The sequence below is a fragment of the Janthinobacterium sp. CG3 genome (assembly GCF_000344615.1).
In the GTDB taxonomy this organism is placed as follows: domain Bacteria; phylum Pseudomonadota; class Gammaproteobacteria; order Burkholderiales; family Burkholderiaceae_D; genus Janthinobacterium.
Genome location: NZ_KB467824.1, coordinates 4,485,023 through 4,499,818 on the forward strand (window position 1 = coordinate 4,485,023; position 14,796 = coordinate 4,499,818).

Here is a 14,796-nt window from a genome sequence, read left to right on the forward strand (position 1 = left end):
AGCGTTAAGTTGGCGTGTCGTAGGTCGGATTAGCGTAGCGTAATCCGACGATGTTGGCCGAAGCGAGACGCGCTGCTGTGTGCCAACGTTGTCGCGTTACGCCGTTCCGGCTAACCCGACGAAAATCGCGTTAAGTGAACGGCATGGAGGTCCGACCCCGGCTCGGCGCCTTTGGTTTTTTTCAGCGTTGCCGGCGCTTTGATTGACTAGCCGGCGCGCTTGGCGGCGATGGCGTTGCCGGCGCGGCTGGCGCCTTTGCGGCCCAGATGCGCCGAGATGAACTGGCCGGCGTCGACCACCAGGTCGAGGTCGATGCCGGTGTCGATGCCCAGCCCCCGCATCAGGTACAGCACGTCCTCGGTGGCGACGTTGCCGGTGGCCCCCTTGGCGTACGGGCAGCCGCCCAGGCCCGACACCGACGAATGGTAGATGGCGATACCCACTTCCAGGCTGGCGTAGATGTTCGCCAGCGCCTGGCCGTAGGTGTCGTGGAAGTGGCCGGACAGGCGCTTGACGTCGAATTCCCGCGCCGCGCGCAGCATCACCGCCTGGGTCTGGCGCGGCGTCGCCACGCCGATGGTGTCGGCGATGTCGATCTCGTCGCAGCCCAGGTCGCGCATGCGCCCGACCACGTCGGCCACCGCGTCCAGCGGCACCTCGCCCTGGTAGGGGCAGCCGAAGGCGCAGCTGATGGAGCCGCGCAGGCGCACCCCGTGTTCCTTGGCCGCCTTGGCCACGCCCTCGAAGCGGGCGATCGATTCGACGATCGAGCAGTTGATGTTCTTTTGCGAGAACGCCTCCGAGGCCGAGCCGAAGATGACGACTTCGCCGGCGCCGGCCGCCAGCGCGGCGTCGAAGCCCTGCATGTTGGGCGTCAGCGCCGAGTAGACCACGCCGGGGCGGCGCGCGATGGCGGCCATCACCTCGCTGCTGGTGGCCATTTGCGGCACCCATTTCGGCGACACGAACGAGGCCGCCTCGATGTTGGCGAAGCCGGCCCGGCTGAGCCGGTCGATCAACTCGACCTTGACGGCGGCGGCGATGGTGTCCTTCTCGTTTTGCAGGCCGTCGCGCGGCCCCACTTCGACGATTTTCACATGGTGCGGCAGGCTGGCTTGGGCGTACATATCAGTATCCTTGTTGGCGGTTGACGAGGCCGGCGACCGGCAGGCCGGCTTCGAGGCGGCGGATTTTTTCGGCGATTTGCGCGACGCTGTCGCGCCGCACGGTCAGCGCCGAGATGTGCGGCGTCAGCGTGATGCGCGGCTCCTGCCAGAACGGGTGCTGCATCGGCAGCGGCTCGTTGCGCAACACGTCCAGCGTGGCGCCGGCGATGCGGCCCGATTTGATCAGCGTCAGCAGGTCCGGTTCGGCCACGTGGGCGCCGCGGGCGACGTTGATCAGGTAGGCCGACGGCAGCAGCGACGACAACTTGGCGCGGTCGAGCAGGTTGTGGGTGTCGGGCGTCAGCGGCAGCATGCACACCAGCACGCGGGTGCCGCGCAGGAAGGCGTCGAGGCCGTCGGCGCCGCTGAAGCATTCGACCCCGGCCAGCTGCTTCCGCGTGCGGCTCCAGCCGCGCAGCGGGAAGCCGAACGGCGCCAGCGCCTCCAGCACGCGCCCGCCCAGCACGCCCGCGCCGAGCACGCCGACGGAAAAGTCCTCCTTGCGGTGGGTCGGCAGCGGGCGCCACTGGCCGGCGCGGGCCTGCGCCTCGTATTCGTCGAAGCGGCGGAAGTAGCGCAGCACCGCGTGCGTCACGTATTCGGCCATCTGCACGCCCATGCCGGCGTCGTCCAGGCGCACCACCGGCACGTGCGCCGGCAGCGCCTCGCCGAACTTGAGGATGGCGTCGACGCCGGCGCCGGCGTTGAAGATCGCCTTCACTTCGCTCAGCTCGCGCAGGATCGCCTGCGGCGGCGACCACACCAGCGCGTAGTCGCAGGGGCGCGCCTTCTCGCCCTCGCGCCACACCACCACCTCGGCCTCGGGCAGCAGTTCGGCGAAGTCGGCGACCCATGGATCGGTGTCGCCGTCGGCCCGGTGTATCAGAATATGCATAGCCTGGCCTCCCGTTAAACGGCTTTGAATGCCAGCAGCGGGGCGCCGTCGGCAACCTGGTCGCCGACCGTGTAGAGGATTTCCTCGACCAGGCCGTCGTGCGGCGCGGCGATGGTGTGTTCCATCTTCATCGCCTCCATGATGACCAGGGGATCGCCCTTCTTGACTTCCTGGCCGGCGCCAACCAGCACCGCCACCACCTTGCCGGGCATCGGCGCGGTCAGGCGGCCGCCTTCTGCCTCGGCCTCGCCGGCGTGCGCCATCGGGTCGTTGTAGTGCAGCGCGTAGTGCTCGCCGCCGGTGAACACGTGGAACAGCTCGCCGTCGCGGCGCACCGTGCCGTGCACCGCGTTGTCGCCCAGTTTGACGCTCAGGTATAGGCCGTCGCGCGTCATCAGCGTCAGCGGCTGGCGGTTCAGCAGCCAGCCGTCGTTGTGGTATTCGACCTCGCCCAGGTAGGCCTTGGCCTCGGTCGCCTGCGCGTACTCGTCGGTGAACGACAGCCGGCGCTGGAAGGCGCTGTTCAGGCGCCAGCCCAGCGCGTTGCCCCACGGGTCGGACGGATGGTTGGCCGACTGCGCCTCCGCCTGTTCCTTCTCGGCGACGATCAGCGCCACCGCCGCCAGCGCCAGCGCGCCCGGCGGCGCCGGCCGCGGCGCCGGGAACAGTTGCTCCTGGTTGCGCTCGATCAGGCCGGTGTCGAGGTCGGCGTTGGAAAACGCCGCGCCCTCGACCAGGCGCTTGAGGAAGGCGATGTTGCTGGCCAGGCCGACGATCTGGTATTCGGCCAGCGCCTGCGACATGCGCGCCAGCGCCTCGCGGCGGTCGGCGCCCCAGACGATCAGCTTGGCGATCATCGGGTCGTAGAACGGCGAAATGGCGTCGCCCTGGCGCACGCCGGAGTCGATGCGCACGGCGGCGGGCACGCCGCTGCCTTGTACCCCGCCCAGCGCGAACGCCACGGCGTCCGGCGTGTGCATGTGGCGCAGCGTGCCGATCGACGGCAGGAAGCCTTTCTCCGGATTTTCGGCGTAGATGCGCGCCTCGATCGCGTGGCCGTGGATGGCCAGTTCGTGCTGCCGCTTCGGCAGCGCTTCGCCGAAGGCGACGCGCAACTGCCATTCGACCAGGTCGGTGCCGGTGATCATTTCGGTGACCGGGTGCTCGACCTGTAGGCGCGTGTTCATCTCCATGAAGTAGAACGAGCCGTCCTGGTTGGCGATAAATTCGACGGTGCCGGCGCCGACGTAGCCGACCGCCTTGGCGGCGGCGACGGCGGCCTCGCCCATGGCGGCGCGGCGCTCGGCCGGCATGTTCGGCGCCGGCGCCTCTTCCAGCACCTTCTGGTGGCGCCGCTGCACCGAGCAGTCGCGTTCGAACAGGTAGATGCAGTTGCCCAGCATGTCGGCGAACACCTGGATTTCAATGTGCCGCGGGCGCGACAGGTATTTCTCGGCCAGCACCTTGTCGTCGCCGAAGGAACTGATGGCCTCGCGCTTGCAGGACGCCAGCGCGGCCTTGAAATCGGCCGAGTTCTCGATGACGCGCATGCCCTTGCCGCCGCCGCCGGCGGAAGCCTTCAGCAGCACCGGGTAGCCGATTTTGTCGGCCTGGGCGTGCAGGAAGTCGGCGTCCTGGACCTCGCCGTGGTAGCCCGGCACCAGCGGCACCTTGGCTTTTTCCATCAGCGACTTGGCGGCCGATTTCGAGCCCATCGCGCGCATCGCCGAGGCCGGCGGTCCGATGAACACCAGGCCGGCCTTGGCGCAGGCGTCGGCGAAGTCGGCGTTCTCGGACAGGAAGCCGTAGCCGGGGTGGATCGCCTGGGCGCCGGTGGCCAGCGCGACGGCGATGATCTTGTCGCCGCGCAGATAGCTTTCCTTGGCCGCTGCCGGTCCGATCAGAACTGCCTCATCGCACGCCGCGACATGTTTTGCGTTGGCGTCCGCCTCCGAGTACACGGCGACGGTTTTCATGCCCATGCGGCGCGCGGTAGCGGCCACCCGGCATGCAATCTCGCCACGGTTGGCGATCAGGATTTTTGTGAACATGGTCTCTTTCTCAAGCTGGCGGCAGGGATTTTTTTAGTATGCGAACGGTGCTGCGGTAATACTATTGCGCTGGCGGCGCGTGTCGGGTTACGCCCGGTGGGCTAACCCGACCTACGAGGCGCCGCCAGTGCCGTCGCGATGCGTCGCCGATATCAGCAGGCGCAGCTTTCCTTGGGCGCCGAATCGAGCGTCGCGGCGCGGGTTTTCAAGCCCAGTTTGTTGAGCAGCGCGCGGTCGTCTTCGGCTTCCGGGTTGTCGGTGGTGAGCAGCTTGTCGCCGTAGAAGATCGAGTTGGCGCCGGCCAGGAAGCACATCGATTGCACCGCTTCGCCCATCTGGCGGCGCCCGGCCGACAGGCGCACGCGCGCCTTCGGCATGGTGATGCGCGCCACCGCGATGGTGCGCACGAATTCGAACGGGTCGAGCGCGTCGATGCCGTACAGGGGCGTGCCCTCGACCTGCACCAGGTGGTTGACCGGCACCGATTCCGGGTACGGGTTCAGGTTGGCCAGCTGGGCGATCAGGCCGGCGCGCTGCAGCCGCGTTTCGCCCATGCCGACGATGCCGCCGCAGCACACTTTCAGGCCGGCGCTGCGCACCCGGCCCAGCGTGTCCAGGCGGTCCTGGTATTCGCGCGTGGAGATGACGTTGTCGTAGAACTCGGGCGCGGTGTCGAGGTTGTGGTTGTAGTAGTCCAGGCCGGCGTTTTTCAGGCGGTCGGCCTGGCCCTCTTCCAGCATGCCCAGGGTGGCGCAGGTTTCCAGGCCCAGGGCCTTGACTTCACGCACCATCTGTTCGACCTTCTCCATGTCGCGCTCCTTCGGGCTGCGCCACGCCGCGCCCATGCAGAAGCGGGTGGCGCCGTTGGCGCGGGCCTGGCGCGCGGCGTCGAGCACGGTGTCGATGTCGAGGATTTTCTTGGCTTCGACGCCGGTGTCGTAGCGCGCCGCCTGCGGGCAGTAGCTGCAGTCTTCCTCGCAGCCGCCGGTTTTGATCGACAGCAGCGTGGCCAGTTCGACGTCGCCGTCCGGGAAGTTCAGGCGGTGGCTTTGCTGGGCCTGGAACATCAGGTCGTTGAACGGCAGGTCGAACAGCGCCAGCACGTCGTCCAGCGGCCAGGTGGCCGCCTCCGGCAGGGTGATGGCGGCGACCGGGCGGTGCAGTTCGACGGATTTGGTGGCTTGCGCCTGGGTTTGTGACATGGTTTTTCCTTCAACGTTCAAATGTAGGGGTGTGGCTGCCCGGCCAGTTCGGCAGGCATGAAAAATTCAGGTACTCGGCGGCGGCCGCGGCCGTCGGCTGCGCCAGGCGCGGCACCCGGCCCAGCAGCGGCGCCGGAATGCGTTCGACCAGCGCCTCGATGTTCTCGTCGGCGAAGTTCATATCGTCTTGCAGTTCGTTGGCGACCCAGCCGGCCAGCACCAGGCCGCGCGCGACGACCGCCTCGACCGTCAGCAGCGCGTGGCTGATGCAACCCAGGCGCAGGCCGACCACCAGCACCACCGGCAGGCCCAGCTGCTGCGCCAGGTCGGCGGTGTCGAAGCCGGCCGACAGCGGCACGCGGAAGCCGCCGACGCCCTCGACCACCACGGCGTCGCAGGCGGCGGCGATTTCGGTGTAGGCGGCCAGGATCGGCACCGATTCGATGCTGACGCCTTCGAGTTCGGCGGCGATGTGCGGCGCCGCCGCTTCCCGCAGCAGGTAGGGCGTGGTCAGCGTCGCCAGCATGCCGACGTTGCCGGCCTCGGTCAGGCGGTCGGCGTCGTCGTTGTGCCAGGCGCCGTCGCGCAGTTCGGCGCCGGCCGCCACCGGCTTCATGCCGCAGGCGCGCACGCCGGTTTGCACCAGCGCGTGCAGCATCGCCGCCGACGTCAGCGTCTTGCCGATTTCGGTGTCGGTGCCGGTGACGAAGCAGGCGAAGCGGTGCGGAATACCCGCCGCCGCCGCCGCCGGCGCCGGCGCAGGTTCGATCTCAATGGCGAGAACGGGATCGTTGAGGCTCATATCAGCTCCCTTCCAATTCGTTGATGGCGCCGACCAGGCGCGCCACGTCCTGGCGCGTGTGGCCGGCCGAGAGGGTCACGCGCAGGCGCGCGGTGCCCGGCGGTACGGTCGGCGGGCGGATCGTGCCGACCCACAAACCCTGTTGGTACAGCGCGGCGCCGGCGCGCATGGTTTCGTCGTTGGCGCCGATCAGCAGCGGCTGGATCGCCGTCGGCGAGGCCAGCCGGGTCCAGCGTTTCAGGCGCAGGCCGTCGCCGATTTGCGCGATCAGCGCCTGCAATTGGGCGCGTCGCTGCCGGCCTTCGTCGCCGGCGATCAGGTCGATGCCGGTCAGCAGCGCGTGCGCCAGCGCCGGCGCCGCCGCCGTGGTGTAGATGTAGGGGCGGGCCTTCTGGATCAGCGTGTCGATCACCGCCTCGTGGGCCGCGACGAAGGCGCCGCCGACGCCGGCGGCCTTGCTCAGGGTGCCCATGTAGACCAGGTAGGGCGAGCGCAGGTCGAAGTGTTCCAGCGCGCCGCGGCCGTTGGCGCCCAGCGTGCCGAAGCCGTGCGCGTCGTCGACGACCAGCCAGGCGCCGTGGCGTTCGCACAGGGCCAGCAGGGCCGGCAGCGGCGCCAGGTTGCCGTCCATGCTGAAGACGCTGTCGGTGACGACGATCTTGGTGGCGGAGGCGCTCGCCTCCAGCAGCGCGGCCAGCGCCGCCAGGTCGGCGTGCGGGTAGACTTTGACGGCCACGCGCGACAGGCGCGCGCCGTCGATCAGCGAGGCGTGGTTGAGCGACTCGGAGAAGATTTCGGCGCTTTTGTCGACGCCGCTCAGGCCCGTCAGCACCGCCAGGTTGGCCATGTAGCCGGTGCACAAGTACAGCGCGCGCGGTGATTCCAGGTTGGCGCCGACGAATTCGGCCAGGCGCTCCTCCAGCGCGGCGTGGGCGCGGCTGTGGCCGCTAATCAGGTGCGAGGCGCCGCTGCCGACGCCGTAGCGCCGGGCGCCCTCTTGCAGCGCGGCGACCAGGCGCGGGTGCGCCGCCAGGCCGAGGTAGTCGTTGCTGCAGAAGGCCAGCAGTTCGCGTCCGTCAACCGTCACGCGCGGGCCGCACGGGGTGTCGACGACGCGGCGGCGGCGGATCAGGCCGCGTTCGTCGAGCCCGCGCAGTTGTTGTTGCAGCTTGGCGATCAGTTCCATGTCAGGCCCCAATCACTTGCTCGAAGACGGCCAGGGTGCGCGCCGCCAGGCCGTCGATTTCGGCGTCGTCGAGGATGTATGGCGGCATCAGGTAGACGGTAGCGCCGATCGGGCGCAGCAGCAGTTCGTGCTCGACCGCGCTGGCGAAGAAGCGGCGCGAAAAGTCCGGCGCGGCGTCGACGGCGTCGAAGGCCCAGATCATGCCGCGCTGGCGGAAGTGGCGCACGCGCGCGTGCTGTTGCAGCGGCGCCAGCGCGGCGCTCAGGCGGTCGGCGCGCACGCGGTTGGCGGCCAGCACGTCGTCCTCGCGGAAGATGTCCAGCGTCGCCAGCGCGGCGCGGCAGGCCAGCGGGTTGCCGGTGTAGGAGTGCGAGTGCAGGAAGCCGCGGCGCACGTCGCTGCTGTAGAAGGCCTGGTAGATCTCTTCGCGCGTCATCACCAGCGACAGCGGCAGGTAGCCGCCGCTGATGCCCTTCGACAGGCACAGGAAGTCGGGCCAGACGCCGGCCTGCTCGCAGGCGAAGAAGGTGCCGGTGCGGCCGCAGCCGACGGCGATTTCATCGAGGATCAGGTGGACCTGGTGGCGGTCGCACAGTTCGCGCACCAGCGTCAGGTACAGCGGGTCGTGCATCGCCATGCCGGTGGCGCACTGCACCAGCGGTTCGACGATGATGGCGGCGATGTGGCGGCCGCGCTCGACGAACAGGCGCTCGACGTCTTGCGCGGCGCGGCGCGCCACGTCCTGCGCGGTTTCGCCCTCGGCGGCCTGGCGCGCGTCCGGCGAGGCGGCCACGTGCGAGGCGCGCAGCAGCGGGCCGTAGGCGTCCTTGAACAGGGCGACGTCGGTGACGGCCAGCGCGCCGATGGTTTCGCCGTGGTAGCCGCCCTTCAGGCAGACGAATTCCTGCTTGTCGGCCTGGCCGCTGTTGCGCCAGGCGTGGAAGCTCATTTTCAGCGCGATTTCAACGGCGGAGGCGCCGTCGGAGGCGTAGAAGCTGTGCCCCAAAACATTGTCGGTCAGGTCGGACAATCGTTCCGACAGCTGGACCACCGGTTCGTGGGTGAAGCCGGCCAGCATCGCGTGTTCGAGCCGGTCGAGCTGGTCCTTCAGCGCCGCGTTGATGCGCGGGTTGGCGTGGCCGAACAGGTTGACCCACCACGAGCTGATCGCGTCGAGGTAGCGCCGGCCGTCGTGGTCGTACAGCCAGGCGCCGCGGCCGTGGCTGACCGGGATCAGCGGCACGTGCTTGTCGCCCTGCGCATGATGCTGCATTTGGGTGCACGGATGCCAGACGCTGCGCAGGCTGCGTTCGACCCAGGTTGATTGCTTATCTAATTCCAAAACTGCTCCAAACTAATTCAGCCAATTCGGCTTGCGCTTTTCGAGGAAGGACTGCACGCCTTCGCGGCCCTGCTCCGAGGCGCGGATGTGCGCGATCCGTTCGGCGGTGTCGGCCAGCAGCTCCTGCGTGACCGGCTTGCCGGCGACGTCGCGTACCAGCGCCTTGGCTTGCCGCACCGCGTTCGGGCTGTTGCTGACCAGCGCCTTGACGAGCTCCGCCGTCTTGGCGTCGAGCATGTCGGTCGGCACCACTTCGTGTGCGAAGCCGATGCGCTGCGCCTCGCGCGCGGAAAAGCGCTCGGCGGTCAGGAAGTAGCGGCGCGCGGCGTTTTCGCCCATCGCCTTGATGACATAAGGCGAGATCGTCGCCGGTATCAACCCCAATTTTACTTCGCTTAGGCAAAAGTTGGATTCTTCGGCCGTGATGACGATGTCGCAAGCGGCCACCAGGCCCATGCCGCCGGCGTAGCAATCGCCCTGCACCTTGGCCACCACCGGCTGCGGGCACAGGTAGATGGTGCGCAGCATCCGCGCCAGTTGCAGCGCGTCGGCGTGGTTCTCGGCGTGGCTGTAGCCGGCCATCTTCTTCATCCAGTTCAGGTCGGCGCCGGCGCAAAAGGCCGGGCCGTTGGCCGCCAGCACGATGGCGCGCACGCTGTCGTTGCGGCCCAGGCCGTCGAAGGCCAGCGTCAGTTCGGCGATGCTCTGTTCGTTGAAGGCGTTGCGCACGTCGGGCCGGTCCAGCGTGACGGTGGCGACCTTGTCTTCGATGCTCAGCTTGAGGGTGTGGAATTGCATGCGGTGGTGTCCTATTTAAAACCAGGGGCGTCATTCCGGGGTCTGGCCCAAATGCCGCTAAATTAAACTTCCGTAGGGCGGATGAGCGACAATCCTTTACATGCGGAACACGCCGAACTTGGTGTCCGGGATCTCGGCGTTGAGCGCGGCCGACAGGCCCAGCCCCAGCACCATGCGGGTGTCGGCCGGGTCGATGACGCCGTCGTCCCACAGCCGCGCGGTGGCGTAGTAGGGATGGCCCTGCTGCTCGTACTGTTCCTTGATCGGCTGCTTGAAGGCGGCCTCCTCGTCGGCCGACCAGGCGCCGCCCTTGCCTTCGATGCCGTCGCGCTTGACCGTGGCCAGCACCGACGCGGCCTGGTCGCCGCCCATCACCGAGATGCGCGCGTTCGGCCACATCCACAGGAAGCGCGGCGAGAAGGCGCGCCCGCACATGCCGTAGTTGCCGGCGCCGAAGCTGCCGCCGATGATGACGGTGAACTTCGGCACGGCGGCGGTGGCCACCGCGGTGACCATCTTGGCGCCGTTGCGGGCGATGCCCTCGTTTTCGTATTTGCGCCCGACCATGAAGCCGGTGATGTTTTGCAGGAACACCAGCGGGATCTTGCGCTGGCAGCACAGTTCGATGAAGTGGGTGCCCTTCAGCGCCGACTCGGAGAACAGGATGCCGTTGTTGGCGATGATGCCGACCTTGACGCCGTAGATGTGGGCGAAGCCGCAGATCAGCGTGGTGCCGTAGCGCGCCTTGAATTCGTCGAAGTCGCTGGCGTCGACGATGCGGGCGATGACCTCGCGCACGTCGAAGGGCTTGCGGGTGTCGACCGGGATCACGCCGTACAGCTCCCGCGACGGGTAGTTCGGCTCGCTGGCTTGGCGCAGCGCGCCCTGTTGCGGCTTGACGCGGTTCAGGTTGGCGACGATGCTGCGCGCCAGCGACAGCGCGTGCAGGTCGTTCTGCGCCAGGTGGTCGACGACGCCGGACAGGCGGGTGTGGACGTCGCCGCCGCCCAGGTCCTCGGCGGTGACGACTTCGCCGGTGGCCGCCTTGACCAGCGGCGGGCCGCCGAGGAAAATCGTGCCCTGCTCCTTGACGATGATCGATTCGTCGCTCATCGCCGGCACGTAGGCGCCGCCGGCGGTGCAGGAACCCATCACCACGGCGATTTGCGGGATGCCCTTGGCCGACAGGTTGGCCTGGTTGAAGAAGATGCGGCCGAAATGGTCGCGGTCGGGGAAGACCTCGTCCTGGTTCGGCAGGTTGGCGCCGCCGGAGTCGACCAGGTAGACGCAGGGCAGCTGGTTCTGGTCGGCGATTTCCTGGGCGCGCAGGTGTTTCTTGACCGTCATCGGATAATAGGTGCCGCCCTTGACGGTGGCGTCGTTGCAGACGATCACGCATTCCTGGCCTTCGATGCGGCCGATGCCGGTGATGATGCCGGCCGCCGGCGCGGCGTCGGCGCCGTTGCCGTCGCGGTACATGCCGTAGGCGGCCATTTGCGAGAATTCGAGGAAGGGCGTGCCGGGGTCGAGCAGCATCTGCACCCGCTCGCGCGGCAGCAGCTTGCCGCGCGCGACGTGCTTGGCGCTGGCGGCGGCGCCGCCGCCCTCGGCGATCTTGGCGACCTTGTCGCGCAGGTCGTCGACGATGGCCTGCATGGCCGCCGCGTTGGCTTTGAAGTCGTCGCTGCGCGGATTGAGTTTGCTTTCGATGTGCGGCATTGCTTGTCCTTTTTTCTGGTCTCTCACTACTCTAGTCCGGGAAACTGCCGTCGAGATAGAACCAGCGCATGCCGCCGTCCGAGGGTTCGCGCAGGAAGCGGCTGACCTCGTGCAGGCGGTGGGCGCGGCCGCCGGTTTTGTACCGGGCCACGAATTCGACGCTGTCACTATTTGTATCGGTACCGGATTCTGCTTTACGTTGACGTAAACGTAAAGCGGATTTTACCTCAAGTCCCAGCCAGCGCAATGTTTCATCGTCGCTGACGATGGCGTCGGCCGGGCGGGTGCTGGCGTGCCAGGTGGCGCGCAGGTAGGCTTCGTTGCGCAGGGTGTAGGCGGTATAGCGCGAGCGCATCAGCGCCTCGGCCGTCGGCGCGATGGCGGCGCCGTCGACGTAACGGCCGCAGCAGGCCGCGTAGGAGGGGCCGCCGCAGGGGCAGGTGGCGGGTGGTTTCATGGTGTGCGTGGTGGTTGCGGGAGTGGCCGTGCGCAATTATCCGCCATAAAGGCGGCGCCGGGCGGCGCCCGGCATGTCGAATTCGACAAACGACTGTGGGTTTTTTGCCGCAGATGACTTACGGTTAGGTATGATGTGGATCATTTCCCGCTGATGGGGGCTACGCGATTTCTGCATCGCTATTACACTAGCGGACAAGGAGAAGTGTATGAACCAGACCAGCTTTGAACTCAAGGTCGATTTAAACGACAATTCGCCTTTGTACATGCAAATTGCACGGAAATTAAGCGACGACGTCAAAAGCGGCCGCTACCAGGTCGACCAGGCCCTGCCGTCCGAACGGCTGCTGTCCGAATTGCTGGACGTTTCCCGCGTGACCGCGCGCAAGGCCATCGACCAGTTGGTCGACCAGGGCTTGGTGGTGCGCCGCCGCGGCTCGGGCAACTACATCGCGCCGCGCATCGAACAACCGCTGTCGAACCTGTCGAGCTTTTCGGAGCAATTGCAGCAGCGCGGCTACCGGCCCGGCTCGCGCTGGCTGAAACGCGAAGTCGTCATCGCCAGCGCCGACGAGCAACTCAGCCTGGGGCTGTCGACCAACACCAAGGTGGCGCGGCTGGAGCGGCTGCGCCTGGCCGACGACGTCGTCATGGCCTACGAGGTCAGCGTGTTGCCCTACAGCGTGGTGGCGGACCCGCAGGCGGTCGGCGCCTCGCTGTACGAATACTTGAGCAGCATCAACAAGGCGCCGGTGCGGGCGCTGCAGCACATCCGCGCGATGAACTCCTCGGCCAAGCTGGCCGAGCAACTGGGCGTGCCGGAGGGGCAGGCCGTGCTCTTCATCACCCGCGTCGCCTACCTGGGCAGCGGCGAGGCGGTCGAACTGACGCATTCGTACTGCCGCAGCGACCATTACGACTTCGTCGCCGAAATGCGCCGCGCGCCGTAACACCCGGCAGGTGGTTTTGACTATTTCCAACGAGGTGGACGGCCGTGCTGAAAACCGAAACGCCCAGTCTTGAACACGCCGAGCTGGATTTGTATCCAGTGGCGCAGCTCGTCGCCGCGCTGGTCGACGACCAGTTCGAGGCGGTCGAGGCGGTGCGCCGCGCCGCCCCGGCCATCGCCGCCGCGGTCGCCGCCGCGCTGCCGCGCATTGCCGCCGGCGGGCGCCTGATCTATGTCGGCGCCGGCACCTCCGGCCGCCTCGGCGTGCTCGACAGCGTCGAACTCCACCCCACCTTTTCCTGGCCGCGCGAGCGCGCGCTCGGCCTGCTGGCCGGCGGCAAGCAGGCGATGTTCGAGGCGGTCGAGGGCGCCGAGGACGACCGCGCCCAGGGCGAGGCGCAGTTGCGCGCGCTCGGCGCCGGCCCGCACGACGTGGTGTTGCTGCTGGCCGCGTCCGGCTCGACGCCGTTCGTGCTGGGCGCGCTCGACGCCGCCCGCGCGCTCGGCTGCCTGAGCGTGGGCATCGCCAACAATCCCGGCGCGCCGCTGGCGCTGGGCGCCGACGTCGGCGTCACGCTCGACACCGGCGCCGAGGTGATCTCCGGCAGCACCCGCCTGAAGGCCGGCACCGCGCAAAAAATCGCCCTGAACACGATTTCCAGCGCGCTGATGGTGCGTTTGAACAAAGTCTATGGAAACTTGATGGTAGACTTGAAGCCGACCAACGCCAAGCTGGTCCAGCGCGCCGTTGCGCTGACCATGCACGCCACCGGCGCCGACGCGGCGGCCGCGCGGGCCGCGCTGGCGCAGTGCCATTTTCACGTCAAGGTCGCCATCGTGGCCTTGTCCAAACAAGTTACGACAGACCGGGCGCAGCAATTGTTGTCCGGGGCGGGCGGCAGCGTGAGGGCGGCGCTGGCCCCGTGACATTCTTCGGCCGGGCGTCATCGCGAAGGATGTATGAAACAAGCGCAACAGAATAGCCCGTGGACCTGGATTCCCACGCTGTATTTCGGCCAGGCCCTGCCCTACGTCGTGGTGATGTTGTTGTCGGTGGTCATGTACAAGAACACCGGCGTCTCCAACACCGATATCGCGCTCTACACCAGTTGGTTGTACCTGCCGTGGGTGATTAAGCCGCTGTGGTCGCCCTTCGTCGAGCTGTTCCGCACCAAGCGCCTGTGGATCGTTGCGCTGCAACTGCTGATCGGCGCGTCGCTGGCGCTGGTCGCGCTGACGCTGCCGCTACCCAATTACTTCCAGATCAGCCTGGCCGTACTGTGGTTGATGGCCTTCAGTTCCGCCACCCACGACATCGCCGCCGACGGTTTCTACATGCTTGGCCTGGAGGAGCACCAGCAGGCCGCCTTCGTCGGCGTGCGCAGCACCTTTTACCGGCTGGCGATGATCGCCGGCCAGGGCGGCCTGGTGTATCTGGCCGGCAGCCTGGCCAAGTCCACCGGCGACGTGCGCCTGGCCTGGTCGGTGGTGTTCTTCCTGCTGGCCGGGCTGTTCGTCGGCCTGGCGCTGTTCCACCATGTCATGCTGCCCAAGCCGGCCGCCGACGTGCCGGCGGCGCGCAGCGGCGAGTTGCTGCAAGAGTTCGTCGCCACCTTCCGCGCGTTTTTCAAGCGCGACGGCATCGCCGTCATCCTCGGCTTCCTGCTGCTGTTCCGCCTGGGCGAGGCGCAGTTGCTCAAGCTGGCCGTGCCCTTCCTGCTCGACCCGGCCGACAAGGGCGGACTGGGCTTGAGCACCGAGCAGGTCGGCCTGGTCTACGGCACCATCGGCATTATCGCGCTGACGCTGGGCGGCTTGCTCGGCGGTTATACGATTTCGCGCTTCGGCCTGAAGCGCTGCCTGTGGCCGATGGTGCTGGCGGTGCATGTGCCCGACCTGGTCTTCGTTTATCTGGCCACCGCGCTGCCAAGCAATATCTACCTGATCGCCTTCGGTATCGCCGCCGAGCAGTTCGGCTACGGTTTCGGCTTCGCCTCCTACATGTTGTACATGATCATGGTGGCCGACGGCCCCCACAAGACCGCCCACTATGCCATTTGCACCGGCTTCATGGCGCTTGGCATGATGTTGCCGGGCATGGTCAGCGGCTGGATCCAGCAGCAACTGGGCTACCAGCATTTTTTCATCTACGTGTGCATCGCCACCATTCCAGCCTTTGTGATGGCCGCCAAGGTCAGCATCGACCCGCATTTCGGCAAGAAGTAGCGTG

At 67.5% G+C, this 14,796-nt stretch carries 13 protein-coding genes; 3 read left to right on the top strand and 10 right to left on the bottom strand.

Annotation, left to right across the window (positions count from 1 at the left end):
- Positions 1-206: 206 nt before the first annotated feature.
- The 10 genes from JANGC3_RS0119975 to JANGC3_RS0120020 form a co-directional block, all read right to left on the bottom strand.
- Positions 207-1,127 (bottom strand): hydroxymethylglutaryl-CoA lyase, encoded by a 921-nt coding sequence (locus tag JANGC3_RS0119975; RefSeq protein ID WP_017878264.1) that lies wholly within the window; start codon positions 1,125-1,127, stop codon positions 207-209.
- A 1-nt stretch (position 1,128) separates the two neighbouring features.
- Positions 1,129-2,061 (bottom strand): 2-hydroxyacid dehydrogenase, encoded by a 933-nt coding sequence (locus JANGC3_RS0119980; RefSeq protein ID WP_017878265.1) that lies wholly within the window; start codon positions 2,059-2,061, stop codon positions 1,129-1,131.
- A 14-nt stretch (positions 2,062-2,075) separates the two neighbouring features.
- Positions 2,076-4,112: an acetyl/propionyl/methylcrotonyl-CoA carboxylase subunit alpha gene (locus tag JANGC3_RS0119985; protein ID WP_017878266.1), complete on the bottom strand. Its 2,037-nt coding sequence runs from the start codon at positions 4,110-4,112 to the stop codon at positions 2,076-2,078.
- A 152-nt stretch (positions 4,113-4,264) separates the two neighbouring features.
- On the bottom strand, positions 4,265-5,314 hold the full coding sequence (gene bioB, locus JANGC3_RS0119990) for a biotin synthase BioB (RefSeq protein WP_017878267.1): 1,050 nt from the start codon (positions 5,312-5,314) through the stop codon (positions 4,265-4,267).
- A 10-nt stretch (positions 5,315-5,324) separates the two neighbouring features.
- Positions 5,325-6,116 (bottom strand): dethiobiotin synthase, encoded by a 792-nt coding sequence (gene bioD / locus JANGC3_RS0119995; protein WP_017878268.1) that lies wholly within the window; start codon positions 6,114-6,116, stop codon positions 5,325-5,327.
- A gap of 1 nt (position 6,117) precedes the next feature.
- Positions 6,118-7,302 carry an 8-amino-7-oxononanoate synthase gene (gene bioF, locus JANGC3_RS0120000; protein WP_017878269.1) on the bottom strand — a complete coding sequence of 395 codons (1,185 nt, stop codon included), beginning with the start codon at positions 7,300-7,302 and terminating at the stop codon, positions 6,118-6,120.
- A 1-nt stretch (position 7,303) separates the two neighbouring features.
- Complete coding sequence (gene bioA, locus JANGC3_RS0120005) at positions 7,304-8,644, bottom strand: adenosylmethionine--8-amino-7-oxononanoate transaminase (RefSeq protein ID WP_017878270.1); 1,341 nt, start codon at positions 8,642-8,644, stop codon at positions 7,304-7,306.
- Between the two features lie 12 nt (positions 8,645-8,656).
- A complete protein-coding gene (locus JANGC3_RS0120010; RefSeq protein ID WP_017878271.1) occupies positions 8,657-9,442 on the bottom strand; it encodes an enoyl-CoA hydratase/isomerase family protein in 786 nt (261 codons plus the stop codon).
- Positions 9,443-9,538: 96 nt separating this feature from the next.
- Positions 9,539-11,161, bottom strand: a complete 1,623-nt coding sequence (locus JANGC3_RS0120015; protein WP_017878272.1) for a carboxyl transferase domain-containing protein — start codon at positions 11,159-11,161, stop codon at positions 9,539-9,541.
- A gap of 31 nt (positions 11,162-11,192) precedes the next feature.
- Entirely contained in the window at positions 11,193-11,618 is a 426-nt protein-coding gene (locus JANGC3_RS0120020) for a YchJ family protein (protein ID WP_017878273.1), read from the bottom strand.
- Between the two features lie 208 nt (positions 11,619-11,826).
- Between JANGC3_RS0120020 and JANGC3_RS0120025 the strand changes: the two genes are divergently transcribed.
- From JANGC3_RS0120025 to JANGC3_RS0120035, 3 genes are read left to right on the top strand one after another with little or no spacing between them, the layout of a single operon-like run.
- Complete coding sequence (locus tag JANGC3_RS0120025) at positions 11,827-12,567, top strand: GntR family transcriptional regulator (protein WP_017878274.1); 741 nt, start codon at positions 11,827-11,829, stop codon at positions 12,565-12,567.
- Positions 12,568-12,611: 44 nt separating this feature from the next.
- The gene (locus JANGC3_RS0120030; protein WP_017878275.1) at positions 12,612-13,493 is read left to right on the top strand and encodes an N-acetylmuramic acid 6-phosphate etherase; all 882 of its coding nucleotides are present in this window, start codon (positions 12,612-12,614) and stop codon (positions 13,491-13,493) included.
- A 33-nt stretch (positions 13,494-13,526) separates the two neighbouring features.
- Positions 13,527-14,792, top strand: a complete 1,266-nt coding sequence (locus JANGC3_RS0120035; RefSeq protein ID WP_017878276.1) for an MFS transporter — start codon at positions 13,527-13,529, stop codon at positions 14,790-14,792.
- Positions 14,793-14,796 lie beyond the last annotated feature (4 nt).

Excerpts from the sequence above, each read along its gene's own strand:
- JANGC3_RS0120020 (WP_017878273.1), bottom strand. The coding sequence starts at position 11,618 with ATGAAACCACCCGCCACCTGCCCCTGCGGCGGCCCCTCCTACGCGGCC.
- bioD (WP_017878268.1), bottom strand. The coding sequence starts at position 6,116 with ATGAGCCTCAACGATCCCGTTCTCGCCATTGAGATCGAACCTGCGCCG.
- JANGC3_RS0119975 (WP_017878264.1), bottom strand. The coding sequence starts at position 1,127 with ATGTACGCCCAAGCCAGCCTGCCGCACCATGTGAAAATCGTCGAAGTG.
- JANGC3_RS0120015 (WP_017878272.1), bottom strand. The coding sequence starts at position 11,161 with ATGCCGCACATCGAAAGCAAACTCAATCCGCGCAGCGACGACTTCAAA.
- JANGC3_RS0120010 (WP_017878271.1), bottom strand. The coding sequence starts at position 9,442 with ATGCAATTCCACACCCTCAAGCTGAGCATCGAAGACAAGGTCGCCACC.
- bioB (WP_017878267.1), bottom strand. The coding sequence starts at position 5,314 with ATGTCACAAACCCAGGCGCAAGCCACCAAATCCGTCGAACTGCACCGC.
- JANGC3_RS0119980 (WP_017878265.1), bottom strand. The coding sequence starts at position 2,061 with ATGCATATTCTGATACACCGGGCCGACGGCGACACCGATCCATGGGTC.
- bioF (WP_017878269.1), bottom strand. The coding sequence starts at position 7,302 with ATGGAACTGATCGCCAAGCTGCAACAACAACTGCGCGGGCTCGACGAA.
- JANGC3_RS0120035 (WP_017878276.1), top strand. The coding sequence starts at position 13,527 with ATGAAACAAGCGCAACAGAATAGCCCGTGGACCTGGATTCCCACGCTG.
- JANGC3_RS0119985 (WP_017878266.1), bottom strand. The coding sequence starts at position 4,112 with ATGTTCACAAAAATCCTGATCGCCAACCGTGGCGAGATTGCATGCCGG.
- JANGC3_RS0120025 (WP_017878274.1), top strand. The coding sequence starts at position 11,827 with ATGAACCAGACCAGCTTTGAACTCAAGGTCGATTTAAACGACAATTCG.